The organism is Aeromonas sp. ZOR0001, assembly GCF_000801015.1.
GTDB lineage: Bacteria > Pseudomonadota > Gammaproteobacteria > Enterobacterales > Aeromonadaceae > Aeromonas > Aeromonas veronii.
This window is the reverse complement of sequence record NZ_JRJY01000166.1, coordinates 17097-39480: the sequence shown is the minus strand read 5'-3', so window position 1 is coordinate 39480 and position 22384 is coordinate 17097. Positions and strand designations below refer to the sequence as shown.

Genomic DNA, 22384 nt, shown 5'->3' with positions numbered 1-22384 from the left:
CCCCCTTGGCGGCCGCTGTGGCGGTGGAGCTGGCGAGTCGCGGCCTGCCGGTGCACCTCACCACCTCGGATCCCGCCGCGCATCTGAGCGAGACGCTGGCAGGTAGCCTGCATCATCTGGAGGTGAGCCGCATCGACCCCCACGCCGAGACCGAGCGTTACCGCGCCCAGGTGCTGGCCACCAAGGGAGCAGCCCTGGACGAGCAGGGGCGGGCGCTGCTGGAGGAGGACTTGCGCTCCCCTTGTACCGAGGAGATCGCCGTGTTTCAGGCCTTCTCGCGCATCATTCGCGAGGCGGGCAAGCGCTTCGTGGTGATGGATACAGCCCCTACCGGCCACACCCTGCTGCTGCTCGACGCCACCGGCGCCTACCACAGGGAGATCGCTCGCCAGATGGGAAACAAGGGGCTGCACTTCACCACCCCCATGATGCAGTTGCAGGACCCCAAACAGACCAAGGTGCTGATCGTGACGCTGCCCGAGCCGACGCCTGTGCAGGAGGCGGCCAATCTGCAATCCGATCTGTGCCGGGCCGGTATCGAGCCCTGGGGCTGGCTCATCAACCACAGCTTGCAGCAAGCCGCGGTCAGCTCACCGCTGCTGCAACTGCGGGCCGAGCGCCAGTTGCCCCATATCGAAGCGGTCGAGCAGCAACACGCCAGCCGCTACGCCGTGGTGCCGCTGCTCGCTGAAGAGCCGGTGGGGCCAGATGCCCTGCGCCGTCTCTGCCAGCACCATTGAGTCGCCGCCCCGGCCTGCTGCCGGGGCGGCTTGAATATGCCGTTACTTGTTATAAACCCGTGTTTTGAACCAATAGAAGATGCGAAATTGCGCCGCATCGGGAGCTGTGATGTCTGCAACATGTGATGCCAAGGCCGTGCCTGCCATCGGCTTTTTTGAACGTTATCTGACCGCCTGGGTCGCCCTCTGCATTCTGGTGGGGATTGGGCTCGGGCAGGGTTTGCCGGATCTCTTCAAGGCGATCGGCGCCATGGAGGTGGCCAAGGTCAACCTGCCGGTGGGGCTGCTGATCTGGGTGATGATCATCCCCATGCTGCTCAAGATCGATTTTGGCGCCCTGCATCAGGTGAAGGGGCACATGAAGGGCATTGGGGTCACCCTCTTTATCAACTGGCTGGTCAAACCCTTCTCCATGGCCTTCCTTGGCTGGCTCTTTATCCGCGTGCTGTTTGCCGACTGGCTGCCGGCGGATCAGCTCGACAGCTATGTGGCGGGGCTGATCCTGCTGGCTGCGGCCCCCTGCACCGCCATGGTGTTTGTCTGGAGTCGCCTCACCAACGGCGATCCCTACTTCACTCTGTCGCAGGTGGCGGTGAACGACCTCATCATGGTGTTTGCTTTCGCCCCGCTGGTGGCGCTGCTGCTCGGGGTCTCCAGCATAGTAGTGCCATGGGATACCCTGCTTACCTCTGTGGTGCTCTATATCGTCATTCCGGTCATCATCGCCCAGCTGCTGCGCAAGGCCTTGCTGAAAAAGGGTGAGGCCCATTTTGACGGCGTCATGACCCGCATCCAGCCCTGGTCGGTGGCGGCCTTGCTGCTCACTCTGGTGCTGCTGTTCGCCTTTCAGGGCAACGCCATCATTGAGCAGCCGCTGGTTATCGCCCTGTTGGCGGTGCCCATCTTGATCCAGGTGCTGTTCAACTCCGGGCTCGCCTACTGGCTCAACCGCAAGGTGGGGGAAAAGCACTCGGTTGCCTGTCCTTCAGCCCTGATTGGCGCCTCCAACTTCTTCGAACTGGCGGTGGCCGCCGCCATCAGCCTGTTCGGCTTTCACTCCGGCGCGGCGCTCGCCACCGTGGTCGGGGTGCTGATCGAGGTGCCGGTCATGCTGCTGGTGGTGCGGGTGGTTAACGCCAGCAAACCCTGGTACGAAGCGGGGCTAAGCCGTTAACTGATGGCCGTTAACAGATGGCCACTAACTGATGCTATCCATTTTCTATTCACTTGATTAATGAGAGAGACGCAAATGAGTGCAATCACCATCTATCACAACCCGGAATGTGGTACCTCCCGCAACACCCTGGAGCTGATCCGCAACAGCGGCGTGGAGCCCACTGTCATCCACTATCTGGAGACGCCCCCCTCACGCGACCAGCTGGTGGCGCTGATCGCCGCCATGGCCATGCCGGTGCGCGATCTGCTGCGCAAGAACGTCCCCCCCTACGAGGCGCTCGGTCTGGCGGAAGATCGTTTCAGCGATGATGAACTGATCGATGCCATGCTGGCCCACCCTATCCTCATCAACCGGCCTATCGTAGTCACCCCCCTCGGTACCAAACTGTGCCGTCCGTCGGAAGTGGTGCTCGATATTCTGCCCGATCAGCAAAAAGGGGCCTTCGCCAAGGAGGATGGCGAGCAGGTGGTGGACGCGAGCGGCAAGCGCCTCAAGTAATCATCTGAGTACTCAAGTACTGATTGAAACAGGGCCAGCTTCACGCTGGCCCTGTTTCGTTGTGTGAACAAGTTGAAAAAGTTACTCCGGCCAATCGTTTTACCGCTTTTTCTGTGACGATGATCACTGTACCATCGCCGCCCGACCTGCCACCCGGCCGCATCTCCCCCCTGCGACGGCGCTGGCGTCACCCGATACATGCTGTCACCCGGAACGTGAATGACCCCAGGATGGGACCCGCCACTAACCTGTAGGTTTGTGGTCTGCGTGTCGTGTGGGTCGGCACTTCTCTCGCCGGATCGCCCGCGACGCCTGTCTGCAGACTTGCCATATGAAACTCCTCTCTTCATAGGTGCAAGATGACACTGTTATTGAGTCTGGTCGGTATGCTGGCCCTGATGTTTATCGCCTGGCTGGCGAGTGAAAACCGCCGAGCCATCCGTTGGCGAACCGTGCTGGGTGCGCTCGCCCTGCAAACCGGTTTTGCTGCCCTGGTGCTCTATTTCCCCCCCGGACAAATCATGCTCGGTGCCATGAGCAATGGCGTCTCCGCCCTGCTCGGCTTCGCCGACAGCGGCATTCGTTTCGTGTTTGGCGATCTGGCCAGCAACGGCTTTATCTTCGCCGTGCGGGTGCTGCCGCTGGTGATCTTTATCAGCGCGCTGATCGCCGTGCTCTACCACTTCGGCATCATGCAGTGGGTGATCCGGGTATTGGGCGGCGCCGTGCACCGCCTGCTCGGCACCAGCCGCGCCGAGTCACTGGTGGCCACCGGCAATATCTTCCTGTCGCAAGGGGAGTCGCCGCTGCTTATTCGTCCCTTCCTCGCTGGTATGACCCGTTCCGAACTCTTTGCGGTGATGACCTGCGGCATGGCCTCGGTGGCGGGCTCGGTGCTAGGCGGTTACGCCGGTCTGGGGGTGGATCTGAAATACCTCATCGCCGCCTCCTTTATGGCGGCGCCGGGTGGCTTGCTGATGGCCAAACTGCTGGTGCCGGAGCAGCAGCAGGTGAGTGATCAGACCGAGATCACCCTCGACAAGAGCGACTACAGCAACGCCATTGACGCGCTGGCGGGCGGTGCCATGGGCGGCATGAAGATCGCCGTGGCCATCGGCACCATCCTGCTCGCCTTTGTCAGCGTGATCACCATGATCAACGCCGGTCTCACCACCGTCGGCGAGTGGTTCGGCTGGGCCGATCTCTCCCTGCAGCAGCTGCTGGGCTATCTGTTTGCTCCGGTGGCCTGGCTGATTGGCGTGCCTGCCAGCGAGATGATGGCGGCAGGTTCCCTGATCGGTCAGAAGGTGATCATGAACGAGTTCGTTGCCTATCTGGATTTTGCCAATATCAAGGCAGGTCTGAGCGCCCACACCCAGATCATCATCACCTTCGCCCTCTGTGGTTTTGCCAATCTGGGCTCCATTGCGGTGCAGCTCGGCTCCATCGGCACCATGGCGCCGGAGCGCCGTCACGATGTGGCCAATATGGGCTTCAAGGCGGTGCTGGCTGCGACCCTGGCCAACCTGATGAGCGCCACCCTGGCCGGGATCTTTGTCTCCCTCTGATGAGATAAAACGAGGCTGCGCCAGTAAAAAAGCGCCCGCCCCATGTGGGGCGGGCGCTTTGTTTTATGGGCTGGGTGCTAGCGAGTGTTCGCTTCCCCCAGCCGTGGGTTGAGGGAGAGGATCCGGGTCTTGCTGACCCGGTGGCGATAGATCTCCCGCAGATAGAGCAGCGCCTTTTTCACCGATTCGCGGCTGAGGCGAATATCGTTGATGGAGACGAACTTCTCTTTCTCGCGGATAAGCTCCCGATACTTCTTCTCATACATGGGCTTGATGGCGTACCAGTTGGTATCGAGGATCTTGGCCGGGTTCTCGAACTCGTTGAGCATGCTGTCGAGCAGCGCATCGTTCCACTCCTCATTGCAGATCATCTCGATCACCGCCTTGTCCAGATGCTCATCGAAGCGATAGTGATCCTTGGCAAAGCAGCGCTTGATAAAGGCCACGATCAGGGTCAGGAAGTCATCGCTCAGGCAGGGGCTCTTGACGATCAGGGTGGTGAGGGAGATGTTGGCCGACGCCCCGATGACCAGCGCATAGCGCTTGAGGGTGGTATTGGGGAAGAGCCCGTTGAGGTGAGACTTGAGCCGGTTGAGATCCATATAGGAGAGCTTGTACTCCTTGGGCAGGGAGATGATCGACACCACAGAGGAGCAGTTCTTGAAAAAGTGCAGCTCGTTGAGGTGGGCCGGGTCATGGCCACTTTTCACATAGTCGTCCAGATACTCCCGATAGTTGCCCGCCTCGATGGGCAGCAGACTGATCCCCTCGATGGCCTGGGTCATCTTGTTGAAGTGGGGCAGCTCGATGGAACGGGTGAAGAGATCGTCCACATTGAGCCCGTCCTCCTTGTCAAACAGGCCGCCGGGGGGCGAGATGGACTCGGCATACGCCACCGCCACCGGCCCCGCCAGACTCATAAAGAGGTCGTTGGCATCGAGCCGAATGGTCTCGCTGATATCGATGCCCGCCCGGCGAAAGTAGTTCTCGTCGTAGTCGGTGGTGACGGCCTGAGCGGTAAGAATGTTGAAGATCTGCTGGGAAATGTACTGGTTGGCGTACTTCTCCATGGTGTTGACGTCAACATGCTGGATCTCGCCATCGTCGCTCTCTTCGGCGTAGCGCATGATGTCATTGGAGATCAGCATCATGGCATTCCAGGGCCTGATCCGCTTGAGCATGCTGGCATCGCACGCCTGCTCGTTGTCGAAGTGATAGGAGAAGTCCCACTCCTCGGCCAGATACTTGCACAGCAGGCGCCCCGCGTTGATGTGCAGCGCTTCCGAGATCTCGATACCCCGATCACAGATATTGGGCAGGATGCAGATGCCGCTGGTGAAGATGGGATCGAACATGAAGTGCTCCCCGAGGGAGAGGTGCTCCTCCTCTTCTGACGGGGGTGAAAAGGTCTTGCTCATGTAGGAGTACTGCTGGGCCAGTCCGAACTCGGAGGCCATGCCGGAGCCGGTGCCGCCCCCGGCACTGAAGATGTAGAAATAGAGGCGGGACTGGTTGGCCTTGATGCCGCAGGAGTCCACCAGATAGGTATGAATGGCCTGCCACTCGGAGTTGGCGAAGTAGTGGGGGCTCTTGTTGAGGATGATCTTGGCCAGATACTGGCCAAGGATGGGAGCGTTACCCGCGCCCCCCGCATGGATCTCCGACAAGTCCATCACCCGCATCTTGGCGTAATCACGCAAGGAGCCACCTTCGCCGCTGCGATTGGAGTGGCGGATGCGGCCATCGATGTCCTTGTCCAGATCCCCCAGCATCACCATGGGCTCGATCAGAAAGACCGGCCGGGCCCCGTTGTTTGGCAGTCGCAGGTTGCGCCGGATCCAGCTCACCGGGCCAAACTCCTTCTCCCGCTTGCGTTGCTCTTCACTATTGAACTCATTGAGATAAAAGCTGCGGGCGTTGTAGACCAGCGAGGCCACATCCTGCGCGATGTTGGAGCCGCAGCGCCCCAGCCCCACCAGACAGACGGAGGGAAAGTTGTGGGGCACGGTGGCGCCCGTTTCGCTCTCTCCGATGGCGGCCGGAAACACCGCGTGGCGCAGCTGTTCCAGATTGGCGAGAATGCGGGCCAGATCCCCTTCGGTGTAGTAGAGGTAACGGTTGCCTGCGTCCTGCTCATCATCCGTGCTGATAGGTAGCAGATCGATATGCTCGGTCATGAAAAAAGATCCCTCTTGGCGGCGAATGTATATAAATCAGCAGCTTTGGACTGCCCGGTAACTCTAGATGATAAAAAGCGGGGGCGCGGTGAGAGGAGGGTGAGAGTTGTGACTGTGTGATCATGGGCACAGCAACACCCCGGAAATCAGCCGGTACTCCTCAACGGACGGATTAGGTGACGGTGCCCCATTTTCCTGAAAAGGGGGACGACCAGACTCAACAACGTGTTGACCCCGTGCCGGATCATCCCGCTCTGAGCGGACTGTTTCCCTTGCACTGGCGTGGTGGCGCATACATGAAAAAGAATTTTTAGATTGGTTTTAGCACTTCCAATCGATTATTTGATTGGGCAGTAACGGCATTAGCGGTGTCAGATTAGGGGAGCAGGTTGGCCAACGCGCCGTCAGCCAGTCTTTACGCGGTCACACAAGGAGACACTCTGATGGAAACACTTGACCAGAAAATCGACACCATGCGAGAAGCATTTATGCAGCAGGAGCGCAAACAGGCCCACGACAAGTGGCAAGCCAGGGTCGAAGAGCTGCTACAGATACGGGGTGAGGAGAGACAACCGGAGGAGCAGGAAGAGTAGTGCTCGCTCCCGGGCGAAAGTTGAGGTAGCGAACCCTTCGTATCGGCTACCCGTTATCTACCACCGATAAAAAAACCACCGACCTTTTGCAGGTCGGTGGTTTTTTTTATGGATAGCGGTTGATTGGTTGCCCTGACTTCCGGGCCGAGCAATGGGGTCACATCCAGGGGCGTAGGGGCGAGACTACTTAGAATGGGTGACGGGCTCTTCGGAGAGCAACTCGTTAACGAGTCCTGCAGCCAGATGAATATTCGACTCCATCTTGTCGCCGTTCACCGCGTTCGCTTTCCACGATTCAGGGGCTTCGGGATGTGGCCCGGAAACCGCCACCTTGCCTTTGCCGTATGAGCTGATCAGCGCGGCAATCTGATGGTTTTGAAAATGGGCGATGACCTTGACCTGCTCGGGGCTTGGCACCGGCGTAAATTGCGGGCCGGCCTGGTAATACATCTGGCGCTCTTCACCAAGCCAGCTGATCGGGAAGATCCTGGCGCTAAAGTCGCCGTCATAATCATCGGATGTGGCAGGGACAAGGCCCAGCGCCGGCACAAAGCCCTCCTCCTCAGACCAGCCGGTAGATGCCACAAATGCCCCCCCACAGATCCCGAGGTAGCGGCCACCATTCTGCAAATAGGTTTTTAATGCCGAGCGCGCGTCCGCGGTGAAGGCGTTGAGGAGCGGCTCAACATCGTCCTCAGTGCCGCCAACGATAAACACTTTGGCATTATCGAGCTCTGCAGGCAGCGCCTCGATATTGGAGAGATACCTGACTGGCAAGCCCACCTGCTTGACCACATCCGCAATCGCTCTGGTGCTATCCCCATCAGAAACAGGCCCGTTATAGATCAGCGCGTACGGCTCTTTTTCGGGCTGCTCAGAGGCGGCCTCTGCCATGCATCCAGTCACTAACCAAAGGCTGATAACGCTCGCAATCAGCCTGATGCTTTTTGATACATTCATCGCTGCCACTTTCCGTGTGATGTGAACCGAAGAGACTACTTATCACGATCCCGTTCTGCATGTCAGCCGCAGTTAAATGAACATTTCAAGTTAACGTGCCAAGGCTGATTGGCGCTGCGTTTATCTAACTGCGAGCCAATACAGAGGAAACAAAGGAAAGAAGCTCAGCCCCGGCTTTGGGGACGCGCGCAACAGCCGTTTTCATCACTTCCTGAGTGACGCCTCTTATGGCTGATGGATAAGGATTCGAGGGAGGAATCAAGCAACATAAGAGGGTGCACTTCACCTTCACTTCACCGAGCGGGGATAAGGTAGGCCAACGTTTTCAGTTGGAGCTTCACCCTATGCCCACCATCATCACCCACGCCGCCGTCCCTCTCTGCCTTGGACTAGGGCTTGGCAGCCGGATTATCCCGCCCCGCCTGCTGTTGGCCGGTGTCGCCATCGCTATGCTGCCCGATGCCGATGTGCTCGCCTTTAAACTGGGGGTCGCCTACGGCCATGTCTTTGGCCACCGCGGCTTTACCCACTCACTGCTGTTTGCCTTTGCCTTGCCCACACTGGCCATGCTGTTTCACCGCCAATTTCGGGCCAGCGCCGCCATCATCTGGTCGTTTCTGCTGGTCTCTCTGCTTTCCCACAGCCTGCTCGATTCCCTCACCACCGGCGGCAAGGGGGTTGGCTGGCTCTGGCCGTGGCGTGACGAGCGTTTCTTTGCCCCCTGGCAGGTGATCCGGGTTGCCCCCTTCAAGCTGGAGGCCTATCTCACCGCCCGGGGTGAAGCGGTGATCCTCTCCGAGCTCTACTGGGTCTGGCTGCCTGGGGTTGTGCTGATGTTGATCTTGATGGGATGGCGGGTGTGGAGGAGGTAGGAGTGAGATTGCAAGGGGGAATATATCTGTACAAAATAGATATGGTCTTTGTATTGGAGTTCTTGTTAATGGACTTCGCATGAAATCAATCTTATTTCATTTTCGGCACCATATTGGTATTTTTTATGCATTGTCTGTAGGGGGGGGAGAAACCATAATTTTTCCGCGCATTGGCCTAGGTATTTTTGAGTTATCTAGATTTAATATCATTCCCTTCTATGCTAAAGATTTATTGGTCGATATAGGTGCTATGTTGCTGTTATGTCATACCCCATAGCGATAGTGATCATGTTGATTTTTTCGCCATAAATACATCAGGTTACAGCATGAACCCGCTCGCTATTAATCGCTTTATAAATTTCAATTTATAAGAAAGAGGCCAGTATAAACTGGCCTCTTTCATATTTTTGAAATCATGCCTCTTCAATGTGTTTTGACCTCCAGTCCGTCAGCTCCACGCGACGATTAAAATATTTACCTCCACGGTTATAGGTGCGGGCGTTTTGATTATTATCAACATGGCTGAGAACAGCCTTGATCGAGTAGTAGTACAGTAGGGTAGTTGCCGAGCCCCATTTTTGTACACTTTTCGTCTTCTGGCCTGATAAATCGGTACGACCAAACGGACGTTGTTACATTTTAATATCATGTGTGATCGCTGGCAATAAAGACACAAATGTCATTAGCGGCCTAAAAGGTGATCTGTTTTGTTTTTTTTGAATTTGTCAATAGTAGTTTTTTTAAATGTATTTTTTTTAGGTAAATCAGGTGGTTGATTTCTTTAGGGCAAAAAAGCAGACTGTGTCGGACTCATTTAAAGAGGTATTTAATAATGAATAAAGCTAAATCTACACTATTACTCGCGGCCATTTCTGTTTCTGTGTCTGTTTCAGCTACAGACGTAAAATGGTCAGATATGGCTCTTTACTCACTCTCCCAGAACAAAACCATCAACCTGGATAGTCCAGAAATCCAGAATGACATGGTCATGATTGCGGAGCCCGCTTTCTACGAAAAAAACAAGAACGATGAGTTCGCCATGGAGGAAAAGAAAGCTTCTTCCATTGCGAAGGCTAAAAAGCAGATCGCTGAATTCGATCCAAATAAGATCTATACCTACGATGTGCCTTTCAAGGTTGGCAAATACAACTTTGAGACATCAACCTTTAATGTGATTTTGCAGACTGAGGCTCGGGGCGTTGATCTCAGCTCCCCTGTGAATTTACCAATCCCGATGAGCGGATACATTCGCAAGAGCTCCTATGATGATTTCAATGCCTCCATTAAAGGTCGCTACTTTGATGGATCGTTCGATCTGTTCTTCATCAACCCGATGGACATCAAGCCGATTAGCATGAAGGTCGAAGATGCCAAGGCATTCTCCAAGGCCAAGGGTGATGACAATGTTATTTATGCTCGCATCAGCTATGTTCTTCGTGATGCAGGCAAAGAATACCTTGGGCTCAAGGCTTACGGCCAGATCACCAAGATGGAATACTTTACTGATAGCGACTACAAGAACAAGGCTGCTGAGCAAGTAATTGAGCGCCCTCTTCTGACCGTCAACACAGATCCGAAGACCATTGCGTTTGTCACCAAGTCTGAATTCTCTTACTTTGGCAAACCGTTCTATCAGAGCCAAAAGCAAATTTCTGCAGGGACTATTCATACAGAGAAATCAACCGTAAAATCTAATAACGAGCCGTACTTTGAGAATGCTGGTGGTGACGATCCCAAATTTTTCCAGATGTACCTGAATCAGGAAGCTGCATCTGTTATCAACAAGTTTGGCATTGGCTACATCGTCGTCTCAACCGCAGTAACCAAGCCGAAGGTTGATGCCCAGGGTAAAATTGGTGAGCAACTCAAAAGACTTCGTCCTGGCAAGATCGCGGAACAATCCGAGCTTGCTTTTGACTCCAAATTTGTAGTTGTTGATAACGTAAACGACTTCAAAGACATGGTGGTTGAATCCAAGCCTTATGGTGATGACAGCCTTATTGTAAAAGGCGTTGTGACATTGTTGAAAATTTAACGTCGCTGAAAATATATGACTAATATGACTAAAATTAAAAAATCTCAAGCATGGCTTGTTGCTGTAAAGTATCTTGTTGAACTTTTCCCTATATGGTTTTTATTTGGTTTGATTTCCGGAGTGACCTTTGCGTTTGTATTTGAGAGTGCTCTCGCTTTCGGTATTGGTTGTTTTGCTGTGCCAATTGCATGTATCATCATTTTAACCAAGAAAAATATAGTGCGCTACAATAATAGTATCGATTATATGGTTACTACCGTAAAAGATAAACTACAGAATGTAGACTATTATAGCGTAAGCCCGCTTGGCGCTATAGCTGTTGATGCCAAACATAATAAGATAGCTATAGTGAATGGTGAGCCACTTTCAGCAAAATTTGATGCTGCTGTCATTATAGAGCCAGCTAAGATTAAATCTTATCGTGCATTCTCTCCCGCTCATAGTACTTGGGTTAGCTCTGGGGCGGGTGTGATTGAAAGCTCAGAAATTGAGAGGAAAAACTCCATAGTTAAAGCTAAGGCAGCAAAAAAAACAGGTCTTTATTTTGATTTGGATGATGTTACTTTACCTCAAGTAATATCTAATATGGATTATGAAGATGCTGAAAAATGGATGTTGATTATTGAGAAAATATTAAATGGAACACTAGATACACAGCCGTCTCCAATGTATTATCCACCTCAATAATATTTGGTGAAATATATTTCACATAGTCTTGTCTATAGTGTGTATTAGCATTATTGGTTAATGCACACTTTCTTTTTTAAGTCTACTTTTATACATATTTGAATCTTGTGGGAAATTAGTGGTGGCATTATTGGATTATCTTTTTACTCTTTAAAAATTGCCATTTCAATGTGTTCTGACCACCCAGTCCATCAACTCCACGCGACGATTAAAGTGTTTACCACCACGATTATAGACGCGGGCGGTATGATTCTTATCAACATGGCTAAGAACTGCCTTACATTGTCAAGATAATTTTACTTTATTTAAAATATCTAATTATCCAGTGGTTATGTCGTGTTTTTGGGTTGTTTTGGATAAAAAACCAGCCAAAAGGCTTAATGCCAGTCAGTTAAGCACTTTTATGACTAAATATTCGAAATGTTAAATATCATAAAGTAGCTCCATGATTAAAGAGTCAATTTAGCTCCAACCTTTGCCCTGACTGGCATGCAATAAAAAGAGGGAGGCATCATGCCTCCCTCACTCGTTAGCCCTTATACCCCGCGGGTTGGAACTCAAATTCTCTTAACTGACTTGCATTAAGCCAAAAGGCTGGGCTTTGGTATGTGTCACCCTCACCCTGACCCTCTCCCAAGGGGAGAGGGGACAAAGACGCTGGGAGCGGTAACAAGCAGGAAATAGAAAGGGAGCCTATCAGGCTCCCTTTTTGCAGACATGGTCAATGGCATTTGGCCAATGCCATCCCTTATCGGTTGGTCGCGGCCTTCATCCCTTCCACAAACTCTTTCAGACGAGTGAGCATATGTTCCGGATTCTGGTGGTGAGTCTCGATGATCTTCACCACGGCGGAGCCGGAGATGGCTCCGGCGGCGCCAGCGGCGATTGCCTCACGCACCTGAGCCGGTTCGCTGATGCCAAAGCCGAGCAGGGCGGGGGGAGCGTTGAACTCGCGCAGGGTATTGATCAGCCCTTCCACCGGCATGCCGGCCTTGGTCTCGGCACCGGTGACGCCGGCGCGGCTCACCAGATAGGTGTAACCATTGCCGAGCTCCGCCACCTGTTTCAGGGTCTCTGCGTCGCCATTGGGCGGGGCGATAAAGATGCTGTCGATGCCGAACTTGTCGGCGGCCGCCTTGTAGGGGGCGCACATCTGCACCGGCACGTCGGCAACCAGCACCGAGTCCACGCCCGCCTGCTGGCACTTCTCGTAGAAGCCGTCAATTTTGCGCACATAGACCAGGTTGGCGTAGACCAAGAGGCCAATGGGCAGCTGCGGGTACTTGGCGCGGATGCGGCCAAGCAGCTCGAAGCAGTCATCCGGGGTGGTGTGGCTGGCAAAGGCACGCAGGGCGGCGCCCTGAATGGTGGGGCCATCCGCTACCGGATCGGAGAAGGGAATGCCGAGCTCGAGGGCATCGGCGCCCCCTGCGACCAGCGCATCGACGATGGCTAGCGACAATTCGGGGGTGGGGTCACCCAGCATCACGAACGGCACAAAGGCGCCCTGATTGGCCTCGTCCAGACGGGAGAAGAGTTGTGCGTAACGGTTCATGACAAGGTTCCTTCTTTTTCAAAGATGTCAGCGACGGTGAAGATATCTTTGTCGCCACGGCCGGAGAGGTTGACGATGAGCACCTGCTCTTTTTCCGGTTCACTGCGGGCCATCTTGAGGGCATGGGCCAGCGCGTGGGAGGACTCCAGCGCCGGGATGATGCCTTCAGATTTGGCCAGCTCCTGGAAGGCGTCCAGCGCCTCCTTGTCGGTCACCGAGGGGTACTCGGCGCGGCCGATGGCGGCCAGGTGGGCGTGCTGCGGGCCGACGGAGGGGAAATCGAGCCCCGCCGAAACGGAGTAGGACTCCTGAATCTGGCCCTGATTGTCCTGCATCAGGTAGGAGTGCATGCCAAAGAAGACCCCCTTGCTGCCGTGACCGAGCGGCGCACCGTGCTCGCCGCTCTCGATACCGTGACCACCCGGCTCGACGCCGATCAGGCGCACCGACGGCTCATCGATAAAATCGGCAAACATGCCGATGGCATTCGAGCCGCCGCCGACGCAGGCGATCACTGCATCGGGCAGCCGCTCTTCCTTCTCGAAGCACTGGGCCTTGGCCTCTTCGCCGATCATCTTCTGGAACTCCCGCACGATGGTGGGGAAGGGGTGCGGACCGGCGGCGGTGCCGAGCAGGTAGTGGGCCGACTCGTAGTTGGCGGCCCAGTCGCGCAGCGCCTCGTTGCAGGCATCTTTGAGGGTGGACGAGCCGGAGTGCACCGGAATGACGGTGGCGCCCATCAGCTTCATGCGAAAGACGTTGGGCTTCTGGCGCTCGCAATCCTTGGCACCCATATAGACCCGGCACTTGAGGCCGAGCAGGGCGCAGGCCAGTGCCGTGGCCACGCCGTGCTGACCAGCACCGGTCTCGGCGATGATCTCGCTCTTTCCCATCCGCTTGGCGAGCAGCGCCTGACCCAGCACCTGGTTGGTCTTGTGGGCGCCGCCGTGCAGCAGATCTTCACGCTTCAGATAGAGGCGGGTCTTGGTGCCCTTGGTCAGATTGCGGGTCAGGGTGAGCGGCGTCGGGCGACCGGCATACTCGGTCAGCAGGGACTGAAATTCGGCGATAAAGGCCGGATCATCCTTGGCGTCGACGAAGGCCTTCTCCAGCTGGAGCAGGGCCGGGATAAGGATTTGGGGTACGTACATACCGCCAAATTCACCGAAAAACGGGTTGAGCAGGGTCATGGTTTCTTCCTTGTATTAGCTAAATCGAAACATCAAAAAGGGTTGCGTTACAGGTTGCGCAGTGCGCCGAAGGCGGCTGCAATCTTGTGCGCATCCTTCTGGCCCGGGGCACTCTCCACCCCGGAGTTGAAATCAAGGCCGAGGCAGCCCACTTGCGCCGCCTGCAGGGCGTTGTCGGGGTTGAGGCCGCCCGCCAGCATCAGCTTGGCTTTATCGAGCGTGGCCAGCAGGGCCCAGTCGAACACCTGACCGGTGCCGCCGCTCTGGCTGCCGACTTTCGTATCCAGCAGCAGGCGATCCGCCGGGTAGTCGAGGTCGGGCAGCGGCTCGCCGCTTTCCTTGCCAAGAGAGATGCCAATTGCTTTCCAGATCTGGCAGCTAGCGGGCAGCAGTGGGCGCAGGATCTCGATATAGGCGGCATCCTCATCTCCGTGCAGCTGCACCGCGGCGAGTCCCAGCGCATCCACCGTCTTGGCGATGGTGGCGGGCTGGGCGTTGCGAAATACCCCGACGTAGGAGAGCGGTGCGCCCGCCATCACGGCGCGGGCGGCGGGGATGTCCACATAACGCGGGCTTTTGGAAACAAAAATCAGGCCCCCGAACACCGCGCCCGCCTGATGGGCGGCGGCGGCATCTTCGGCGCGGGTCAGGCCGCACACCTTGTTCTGGCCCAGTACCAGCTTGCGCACAGCCGCTTCCAGATCCGGCTCGGCCATCAAAGACGAGCCCACCAGAAAGCCCTTGGCGTGGTGGCGCAGATCCGCCACCTGAGCGCGGTGATTGATGCCGGATTCGCTGATCACCACCCGATCGCTCGGAATATCTTTAGCTAGCTGTTTGGTGCGGTTCAGATCGACGCTCAAATCGCGCAGATCCCGGTTGTTGATGCCAATGACCGGCGCACCCAGCGCGATGGCGCGGGTCAGCTCCTCCTCGTTGCTCACCTCGGTGAGTACGCCCAGACCCAGCTCCTTGGCCACCGCGAACAGGGCACGATAGCCCTCGTCGGTGAGTACCGAGAGCATCAAGAGGATGGCGTCCGCCTGATAGTGGCGGGCCAGATAAACCTGATAGGGGTCAATCATGAAATCCTTGCAGAGCACCGGCTGCGATACGCGGCTGCGCACCCGCGGCAAAAAGGCGAAATCCCCCTGAAAGAACTTCTCGTCGGTCAGCACCGAGATGGCGGTGGCGTATTTGCCATAGATGTCGGCGATCGCCTCCGGGCTGAAATCGTCGCGGATCAAGCCCTTGGAGGGAGAGGCCTTCTTGCACTCCAGAATAAAGCGGGTGGAGCCCGCCTTGAGGGCTCCGACGAAATCCCGATCGCTTGGGGTCAGCGCGCTCTGGAAGCTCTCCAGCGGCTGGGCCAGTTTGCGGGCGGCGACCCACTCCTGCTTGGCCGCCACGATCTTGCCGAGAATGGTCTGGCTGATGGAGGCCATGTTCAGAAAAGCATGGGGGGCAATAAGGTCTGACATCTCGTTATCCTTGCGAAACTGGCTCTTGCCCTGCGGGCGTTCTGAATGACTATTGTGCAACGTGGTGGCTGACATCATGCCTCCTGATGGCCAGCTTCCTGATGGCTCGTTCCCTGATGACTCAACGTGGCGAGCCGGGCGGCCAGATCCGCTGTCTTGCCGCTCGCCAGCACCGCCAGCACCTCGGCCGCCGCGCTCTTGAGATCGGTCGCCTTGCCCGCCATCAGCAGCAGTGGCGCCACATTGGCTGCGATGGCGGCGTTGTGGGCCGGGGTGCCACGCCCTTCCAGAATGGCGGCGGTGATGGCGCGGTTCTCTTCAGGCTCACCACCCTGAATGGCGCTGACCGGATAGGTCTCCAGGCCAAAATCAGCCGGGGTGAGCAGAAACTCGCGGATCTCGCCGTCACGGATCTGGGCCACCTGGGTCGGGCCGTGGATGGCAATTTCATCCAGTCCGGCACCGTGCACCACCATACCGGTTTTCAGCCCCAGTGCCAGCAGGGTTTCTGCGATGGGGCGCACCAGCTCGGGGGCATAGACTCCCATCAGCTGATAGGTGGGGCGAGCGGGGTTGATAAGCGGCCCCAGCACGTTGAACAGGGTGCGGGTCTTGAGGGCCTGACGTACCGGCATGGCATGGCGCACCCCGGCGTGGTACTGGGGGGCGAACAGGAAGCAGATGCCGAGCTCGTCCAGACAGCGGCGCGCCTGTGCTGGGCTCATGTCGAGCTTGATGCCCATCTTGTCGAGCAGATCGCTAGAACCCGACTTGCTCGAGACCGAACGGTTGCCGTGCTTGGCCACTTTCAGGCCGCAGGCGGCGGCGACCAGCGCCGAGGTGGTGGAGACGTTGATGGTGTTGAGGCCATCGCCACCGGTGCCGACGATGTCGCAAAACTCATAGTCCGGACGCGGGAAGTCGCGCGCTTCAGCCAAGAGGGCCTCGGCGGCGCCGGCGATCTCCTCCGGGGTCTCCCCCTTGATCTTGAGAGCGGTCAAGAGACTGGCGAGCACGATGGGATCCACTTCGCCACGTACCACCTGGCCGAAGGCGTCGCGGGTACTTTCACGGCTCAGAGACTGACCCTGATAGAGGGTGTTGAGATGATGATGCATGTTGGTCTCCTTACCTTAACGCACGCTGCTTTCTGGGCGGGTGATGTGGGCGAGCGCCTGAGTCAGCAGACGGGCCCCTTCCGAGGTCATGATGGATTCCGGGTGGAACTGGAAGCCCAGTACCCGCTCATCCTGCTGCTCGATGGCCATGGGCATGCCCTGATAGTGGGCAATCACCGTCAGCTCTTCCGGTACATAGGTAGCGACCAGCGAGTGGTAGCGGGCCACCGGTAGCGGGCTCGGCAGACCGGCGAAGGCGCCGTGGCCGTTGTGCTCAATCAGAGAGCGCTTGCCGTGGACGATCTCGCCCGCCGCCCCGACGGTGCCGCCGTAGGCTTCGCAAAGGGCCTGATGGCCGAGGCAGATACCGAGGATGGGCACCTGACCGCGGGCCAGTTTGATCAGATCGATGAGGCAACCCGCTTCGTGGGGGGCACCCGGGCCCGGTGAGAGCACCAGCACGGCGTCCCCTTCACAGGCGGCGATTTCGCTCATGATGCGGCTGGCCGGCAGGCTGTTGCGGTAGATCCGCACCGGATAACCGAGGGAGCGGAACTGGTCGACGAGGTTGTAGGTAAAGGAGTCGAAGTTATCGAGCAGGAAAATGTTAGTCATGGACCACGTCCTTATGTTGCTCCTGCTGGGCGCTCAGGGCTTGCAGTGAGGTGCCATGGCTGGCGGCGATGGCGGCCAGCACGGCGGCCGCCTTGGCGCGGGTTTCATCCGCTTCGGCTTGCGGCTTGGAGTCATAGACCACACCGGCACCGGCCTGCACATGGGCCACGCCATCTTTGACAAAGGCGGAGCGGATGACGATGCAGGTATCCATCTCGCCAGCGCCGTTGATGTAGCCGACGGCACCGCCGTAGCTGCCGCGGCGCTTGCCCTCCACCATGCGAATAAGCTCGCTGGCGCGGATCTTGGGGGCGCCGGTGAGGGTGCCCATGTTCATGCAGGCCTGATAGGCGTGCAGGGCGTCAAGGTCGGAACGCAAGGTGCCAACCACCTTGGAGACCAGATGCATCACGTGGCTGTAGCGATCCACTTTCAGCAGCTCCTTGACGTAGCGGGTGCCGGGTTCGGAGATACGGGCGATGTCGTTGCGGCCCAGATCCACCAGCATCAGGTGCTCGGCCACCTCTTTCTCGTCCTGACGCAGTTCCAGCTCGATGCGGCCATCGAGATCCCGGTTGATGCTGCCATCGGGGTTGAAGCCGCGGCGGCGGGTACCGGCGATGGGGTACATCTCGACGTCGCGGCTGGTGGCGCAGAACTTCACCGCGCTCTCGGGGGAGGCGCCAAACAGGGTGAAGCCCTCATCCTGCACGTAGAACATGTAGGGGCTGGGGTTGGTCTGTTTGAGGCGGCGATAGGCGGCGATGGGGCTGGGGCAGGGCAGGGAGAAGCAGCGGGACGGCACCACCTGGAAGATGTCGCCGCGGCGGATAAAGCCCTTGAGCTTCTCCACCTCGGCGCAGAACTGCTTGTCGCTCTTGTCCACGCTCATGCCACCGGTCAGGGGCTGAGTGGTCAGCTCGGCGCAGAGGGGTTGCTGGCAAATCTGTTTGAAGTCGGTGAGCCGTTCGGTCAGGCGGGTGTATCTGTCTTCAACCTGGCTTTCGTCGCTGTCGCCGCCAAAGATGCAGGCCAGCAGTTGAGTGGTGCGTTCGATATGGTCGATGGTGATCAGGGTTTCGGCCACATAGAAGCAGTAGTCGGGGCAGTCGTTGCTCCCCTCCGGCACTTCAGGCAGATCTTCAAAAGAGGCGATGAGGTCATAGGCGAAGCTGCCCGCCATAAAGAGAGCTTCTTTACCCAACTGGCAATCGAGCTCCCGCTGCAGGGTGCGCAGCACGTCCAGCACGCTGCTCCCCTTGAGGCGGGAATCTTCGTCCAGCTCCCGATCGGAGGCCGGGAAGTCGAGTTGAAGCTCGCCATCTACCAGCGAGCGGGTCACCACCGCAGGCAGCCGCTCGGCCAGCAGGCTTTGCAACTGGGCGCCGTTGTCGTTCAGGCTGCGCACCCGCACGGTGCGACCACGGCACTCGATGCGCAGGCAGGCATCCACCAGCAGCAGGCTCTGCTTGCCCGCCTTGGAGTCGATCTCCACCGATTCCAGCAGCAGGTTGTTGGGGCGGCCCTGACAGAGGCGGGTATAGAGCGCCAGCGGATCGGCCGCATAGGGGGCGTTGAGTTTGAGGGTATCGAATTCACCCAGAGGAAGGCGATGTGTGGCTGTCATAGTGCGTTCCCTTGCGTGTGATGCGTGTTACCGATGTTCATGACGTTGAATTCCTTGAAAATTTAATTGGTCCGGGGTGGCTGGTTCAGGGGCGCCATCGCCAGGTCAGCTTGCTTGTCTGAATTCTCGGTTTCATCACAGGTCCATTTGCCGGATAATAAAAAAGCCCGCTGGGGTCAGCGGGCTTTTTCTTTGGGTTCTTAATTTGCTGTCAGATTACAGGTACAGCAACGACCACACGCCCGCATGTCAGGGAGTGTGCCACCACCAGATGGTCAGGATGGAAGTCGTTTGCATGATAAAGTCCTGTAAAAAGATGTTTGCAATGAAGTGCCTACAGAAAACGATAAAGCCGCGGCCAAGTCAAGTCGCTTTTTAGCCTTCTTTCACCGATTTGCCATGAATGGTGACCTGACCACGAGAGCGGAATAACCTGATGAGATTCGATCTTCACTGCCATACCACTGCCTCCGACGGGGTGCTGAGCCCAGCCGAACTGGTGCGCCGCGCCGCCGAGAAACAGGTCGAGGTGTTAGCAGTTACTGACCACGACACCCTCGCCGGGCTTGATGAGGTGCGCCGCACCATCGACGCCGAGCAACTGCCGCTGCGACTGGTGAGCGGGGTCGAGATCTCCACCGGCTGGGAGCACCACGAAATTCATATCGTGGCGCTGGGGGTGGATGAAAAAAATCCGCAGCTGACCGACTTTCTGGCCGGTCAGCTGGCCCGTCGTGAGGCGCGCGCGCTGGAAATCGGGCGTCGTCTGGAGAAGTGCCTCATCCCCGGCACCTATGAAGAGGCCAAACAGCTTGCCGGTGAGGCCGCCGTGACCCGCGCCCACTTTGCCCGGGTGCTGGTGGCACGCGGGGTAGCCGACAATATGCAGAAGGTATTCAAAAAGTACCTGAGCCGTGGCAATAAAGGCTATGCCCCGGCCGAGTGGCCCGAGATGAACGAAGCCATCACCGCCATTCACGCCGCCGGTGGGCTGGCGGTGCTGGCCCACCCCAGCCGTTACGATCTCACCGCCAAGTGGATCAAGCGGCTGCTGGTGGCTTTCAAGGCGGCCGGTGGCGATGCCATGGAGGTCTCATTGCCCCAGCAGAGCCCGCAGGAGCGGGCCAATCTGGGCCAGTGGGCCAAGGATCACGACCTCTATATCTCGGTGGGATCGGATTTTCACTTCCCCTCCAACTGGACCGAGCTGGGCCGCCACCTCTGGCTGCCCAAAGAGGGGATGCCCGTCTGGCTTGCCTATCCCGGTCACTTTGGGCTCACCACCGAACAGCATGCCGAGCTGCTGGCGAGTCGGTAACGGCGCCAGCGAAGCAGCCACAAACAGGTTAAGGTAGTGTCATGGGTCTTTGACCCGTGACCATACGAGCGGGCAGGTATTGCTGCCCCCATTGCGAGAACAAGCTATGAGTCAGCATTTTTACGTACATCCGGAAAACCCCCAGGCCCGTCTGATCGGTCAGGCGGTACAGATCATCCAGAACGGCGGCGTCATCGTCTATCCGACCGACTCCGGTTATGCGCTGGGTTGCCAGATGGGTGACAAGGGCGCGCTGGAGCGCATCTGCCGCATCCGTCGCCTCGACGCCAACCACGACTTCACCCTGGTGTGCCGCGATCTCTCCGAGATCTCCACCTACGCCAAGGTCGACAACAGCGCGTTTCGCCTGATCAAGAACAACACCCCGGGCGCCTACACCTTCATCTTCAAGGCGACCAAAGAGGTGCCGCGCCGCCTGATGAACGAGAAGAAAAAGAGCATTGGCATCCGGGTGCCGGACAACAAAATTGCCCAGGCACTGCTGGAAGCCCTCGGCGAGCCGTTGCTCTCCACCACATTGATCCTGCCGGAGTCCGAGATGGCCGAGTTTGACCCGGAAGAGATCTTCGACAAGCTGGGCAAGCAGATCGATCTGGTGGTCAACGGCGGTTATCTGGGCGAGCAGCCCACCACAGTGGTCGATTTCTCTGACGACGAGCCGGTATTGCGTCGTCGCGGTGCCGGAGACCCGACCCCGTTTGAGTGATGTCGCTGAACCGGTGACAGCCCCTTCCGCCGAGACGGGGACTGGCGCCGCACTACCCATCGCGAAAGTCCTGGGGCAGCCCTATCACGAGCTGCCCCAGGATCTGTTCATCCCGCCCGATGCGCTGGAGGTGTTCCTCGATACCTTCGAGGGGCCGCTGGATCTGCTGCTCTACCTTATCCGACGCCAGCAGCTCGATATCCTCAACCTGCCGATCCTGCAGATCACCGCCCAGTACATGGAGTACGTGGAGCTGATGCAGGGGCTCAACCTTGAACTGGCGGCGGAGTATCTGCTGATGGCGGCCTGGCTGGCGGAGATCAAATCCCGCCTGCTGTTGCCCAAGGCGCCGGAGCTGGAGGATGAAGAGGAGGGAGAAGACCCGCGGGTGACCCTGATCCGCCGCCTGCAGGAGTACGAGCGCTACAAGGTAGGTGCAGAGAGGGTCAATGAGCTGCCACGGGTGGAGCGGGAGATTTATATCGCGGCCGCCTTGCCCCCCGATTTTGGCGCCCTCAAGCCACTGGCGCCCGATGTTTCGCTGGTTGAGCTCGCCCTTTACATGCAAAGTGTGGTAAAACGCGCGACTCATTTCGAACATCACCAGATCCGCCGCGAACAGATCCCGACCAGGGTGCGCATGGCGGAGATCCTCGCCATGCTCACGCTGGGGCAGACCCTGCGCCTTGAGCAGGTGCTGCGCGCCGAAGAGGGGCGCATGGGGGTACTGGTGACGTTTCTGGCCCTGCTGGAGCTGTGCAAGGAGCAACTGATCTGGATCCTGCAGGCAGAACCCCTTGGCCCAATCCATTTTGCATTGGCCGAGCAGAGCGAGGAGGGCAACCGTGGCGCTGCCCACTGAACGACTCAAGACCCTGATCGAAGCGGCGCTGTTTGTGGCCGGTCGCCCGCTCAATGTCAGCGAACTGAAAAGCAGCGTGCTGGCGGATTATCCGGTGACCAGTCGCTATGTTCAGCTACTGTTGGCCGAGATCAGGCAAGATTACAGCTCGCGGGGCGTCGAGCTCAAAGAGGTCGCCTCTGGCTGGCGCTTTCAGGCGCGTCAGGAGTATGCCGAGGAGCTCTCGCGGCTCTGGAGCGAGCGGGCGCCGCGTTATTCGCGCGCCGTGATGGAGACACTGACCCTGATCGCCTATCGCCAACCCATCACCCGGGCCGAGATCGAAGCGATCCGCGGGGTGGCGGTGTCGAGCCAGATAGTGAATACCCTGAAAGAGCGTGGCTGGGTGCGCAGCATAGGCCACAAAGAGGTGGCGGGTCGCCCCGAGCTGCTCGCCACCACCAGAGAGTTTCTGGATTACTTTAATCTGCAGAGTCTGGAGCAGCTCCCCGAGCTGGATCCGGAGCTGCAACCCCTGTTGCCCTCTGCGGTGGACGGGGAGAGCGATGCCCGGTGAATGGCGCCCAAGTGTGCCGATGTCACCG

Annotated in this window: 20 protein-coding genes; 12 read left to right on the top strand and 8 right to left on the bottom strand. The window is 57.7% G+C overall.

Annotated elements, in window-relative coordinates; translation table 11 throughout:
* From L972_RS19910 to L972_RS19895, 4 genes are all read left to right on the top strand, one after another.
* Positions 1 to 740 (top strand): ArsA-related P-loop ATPase (locus tag L972_RS19910; RefSeq protein ID WP_331428945.1); only part of this gene is annotated, 740 nt, incomplete at its 5' end.
* 109 nt (positions 741 to 849) lie between these two features.
* A complete protein-coding gene (arsB, locus tag L972_RS19905) occupies positions 850 to 1914 on the top strand; it encodes an ACR3 family arsenite efflux transporter (RefSeq protein ID WP_047440564.1) in 1065 nt (354 codons plus the stop codon).
* 75 nt (positions 1915 to 1989) lie between these two features.
* Positions 1990 to 2415: a glutaredoxin-dependent arsenate reductase gene (gene arsC / locus L972_RS19900; RefSeq protein ID WP_005338171.1), complete on the top strand. Its 426-nt coding sequence runs from the start codon at positions 1990 to 1992 to the stop codon at positions 2413 to 2415.
* Positions 2416 to 2774: 359 nt separating this feature from the next.
* A complete protein-coding gene (locus tag L972_RS19895; protein ID WP_047440561.1) occupies positions 2775 to 3983 on the top strand; it encodes a NupC/NupG family nucleoside CNT transporter in 1209 nt (402 codons plus the stop codon).
* Positions 3984 to 4060: 77 nt separating this feature from the next.
* Here the strand turns inward: L972_RS19895 and L972_RS19890 are convergent, their stop codons facing one another.
* Positions 4061 to 6160, bottom strand: a complete 2100-nt coding sequence (locus tag L972_RS19890; protein WP_047440559.1) for a hypothetical protein — start codon at positions 6158 to 6160, stop codon at positions 4061 to 4063.
* A 443-nt stretch (positions 6161 to 6603) separates the two neighbouring features.
* On the opposite strand from L972_RS19890, the gene L972_RS21580 reads away from it, so the two are divergent.
* Positions 6604 to 6753, top strand: a complete 150-nt coding sequence (locus L972_RS21580) for a hypothetical protein (RefSeq protein WP_005338159.1) — start codon at positions 6604 to 6606, stop codon at positions 6751 to 6753.
* Positions 6754 to 6936: 183 nt separating this feature from the next.
* Here L972_RS21580 and L972_RS19885 read toward each other — a convergent pair whose 3' ends face one another.
* Positions 6937 to 7713 carry a BPL-N domain-containing protein gene (locus tag L972_RS19885; protein WP_047440557.1) on the bottom strand — a complete coding sequence of 259 codons (777 nt, stop codon included), beginning with the start codon at positions 7711 to 7713 and terminating at the stop codon, positions 6937 to 6939.
* A gap of 344 nt (positions 7714 to 8057) precedes the next feature.
* Here L972_RS19885 and L972_RS19880 point away from each other — a divergent pair, with 344 nt between their 5' ends.
* The 3 genes from L972_RS19880 (at position 8058) to L972_RS19870 (ending at position 11307) form a co-directional block, all read left to right on the top strand.
* Positions 8058 to 8585: a metal-dependent hydrolase gene (locus L972_RS19880; RefSeq protein WP_047440555.1), complete on the top strand. Its 528-nt coding sequence runs from the start codon at positions 8058 to 8060 to the stop codon at positions 8583 to 8585.
* Positions 8586 to 9417: 832 nt separating this feature from the next.
* Positions 9418 to 10620 (top strand): DUF4852 domain-containing protein, encoded by a 1203-nt coding sequence (locus tag L972_RS19875; RefSeq protein ID WP_081990772.1) that lies wholly within the window; start codon positions 9418 to 9420, stop codon positions 10618 to 10620.
* Between the two features lie 15 nt (positions 10621 to 10635).
* Positions 10636 to 11307 carry a hypothetical protein gene (locus L972_RS19870; RefSeq protein ID WP_047440551.1) on the top strand — a complete coding sequence of 224 codons (672 nt, stop codon included), beginning with the start codon at positions 10636 to 10638 and terminating at the stop codon, positions 11305 to 11307.
* A 748-nt stretch (positions 11308 to 12055) separates the two neighbouring features.
* On the opposite strand, the gene trpA is transcribed toward L972_RS19870, so the two are convergent.
* From trpA to L972_RS19840, 6 genes are read right to left on the bottom strand one after another with little or no spacing between them, the layout of a single operon-like run.
* Complete coding sequence (gene trpA / locus L972_RS19865) at positions 12056 to 12862, bottom strand: tryptophan synthase subunit alpha (RefSeq protein WP_005350211.1); 807 nt, start codon at positions 12860 to 12862, stop codon at positions 12056 to 12058.
* Positions 12859 to 14052 (bottom strand): tryptophan synthase subunit beta, encoded by a 1194-nt coding sequence (gene trpB, locus L972_RS19860; protein ID WP_005347359.1) that lies wholly within the window; start codon positions 14050 to 14052, stop codon positions 12859 to 12861. The genes trpA and trpB overlap by 4 nt, the downstream gene beginning before the upstream one ends.
* 47 nt (positions 14053 to 14099) lie before the next feature.
* Positions 14100 to 15608 carry a bifunctional indole-3-glycerol-phosphate synthase TrpC/phosphoribosylanthranilate isomerase TrpF gene (gene trpCF / locus L972_RS19855; RefSeq protein ID WP_047440549.1) on the bottom strand — a complete coding sequence of 503 codons (1509 nt, stop codon included), beginning with the start codon at positions 15606 to 15608 and terminating at the stop codon, positions 14100 to 14102.
* Positions 15608 to 16651: an anthranilate phosphoribosyltransferase gene (gene trpD, locus L972_RS19850; protein WP_047440547.1), complete on the bottom strand. Its 1044-nt coding sequence runs from the start codon at positions 16649 to 16651 to the stop codon at positions 15608 to 15610. The genes trpCF and trpD overlap by 1 nt, the downstream gene beginning before the upstream one ends.
* Before the next feature lie 15 nt (positions 16652 to 16666).
* The gene (locus L972_RS19845) at positions 16667 to 17266 is read right to left on the bottom strand and encodes an aminodeoxychorismate/anthranilate synthase component II (RefSeq protein ID WP_005359135.1); all 600 of its coding nucleotides are present in this window, start codon (positions 17264 to 17266) and stop codon (positions 16667 to 16669) included.
* Complete coding sequence (locus L972_RS19840; RefSeq protein WP_047440545.1) at positions 17259 to 18893, bottom strand: anthranilate synthase component 1; 1635 nt, start codon at positions 18891 to 18893, stop codon at positions 17259 to 17261. The genes L972_RS19845 and L972_RS19840 overlap by 8 nt, the downstream gene beginning before the upstream one ends.
* Positions 18894 to 19329: 436 nt before the next feature.
* Between L972_RS19840 and rnm the strand changes: the two genes are divergently transcribed.
* From rnm to scpB, 4 genes are all read left to right on the top strand, one after another.
* The gene (gene rnm / locus L972_RS19835; RefSeq protein WP_047440542.1) at positions 19330 to 20211 is read left to right on the top strand and encodes an RNase RNM; all 882 of its coding nucleotides are present in this window, start codon (positions 19330 to 19332) and stop codon (positions 20209 to 20211) included.
* A 106-nt stretch (positions 20212 to 20317) separates the two neighbouring features.
* Positions 20318 to 20938 carry an L-threonylcarbamoyladenylate synthase gene (locus tag L972_RS19830; protein ID WP_021231208.1) on the top strand — a complete coding sequence of 207 codons (621 nt, stop codon included), beginning with the start codon at positions 20318 to 20320 and terminating at the stop codon, positions 20936 to 20938.
* Entirely contained in the window at positions 20931 to 21800 is an 870-nt protein-coding gene (locus L972_RS19825) for a segregation and condensation protein A (RefSeq protein WP_021231207.1), read from the top strand. The genes L972_RS19830 and L972_RS19825 overlap by 8 nt, the downstream gene beginning before the upstream one ends.
* Positions 21784 to 22356: an SMC-Scp complex subunit ScpB gene (gene scpB, locus L972_RS19820; RefSeq protein ID WP_005350230.1), complete on the top strand. Its 573-nt coding sequence runs from the start codon at positions 21784 to 21786 to the stop codon at positions 22354 to 22356. Before L972_RS19825 ends, scpB begins: the two co-directional genes overlap by 17 nt.
* Positions 22357 to 22384: the final 28 nt, after the last annotated feature.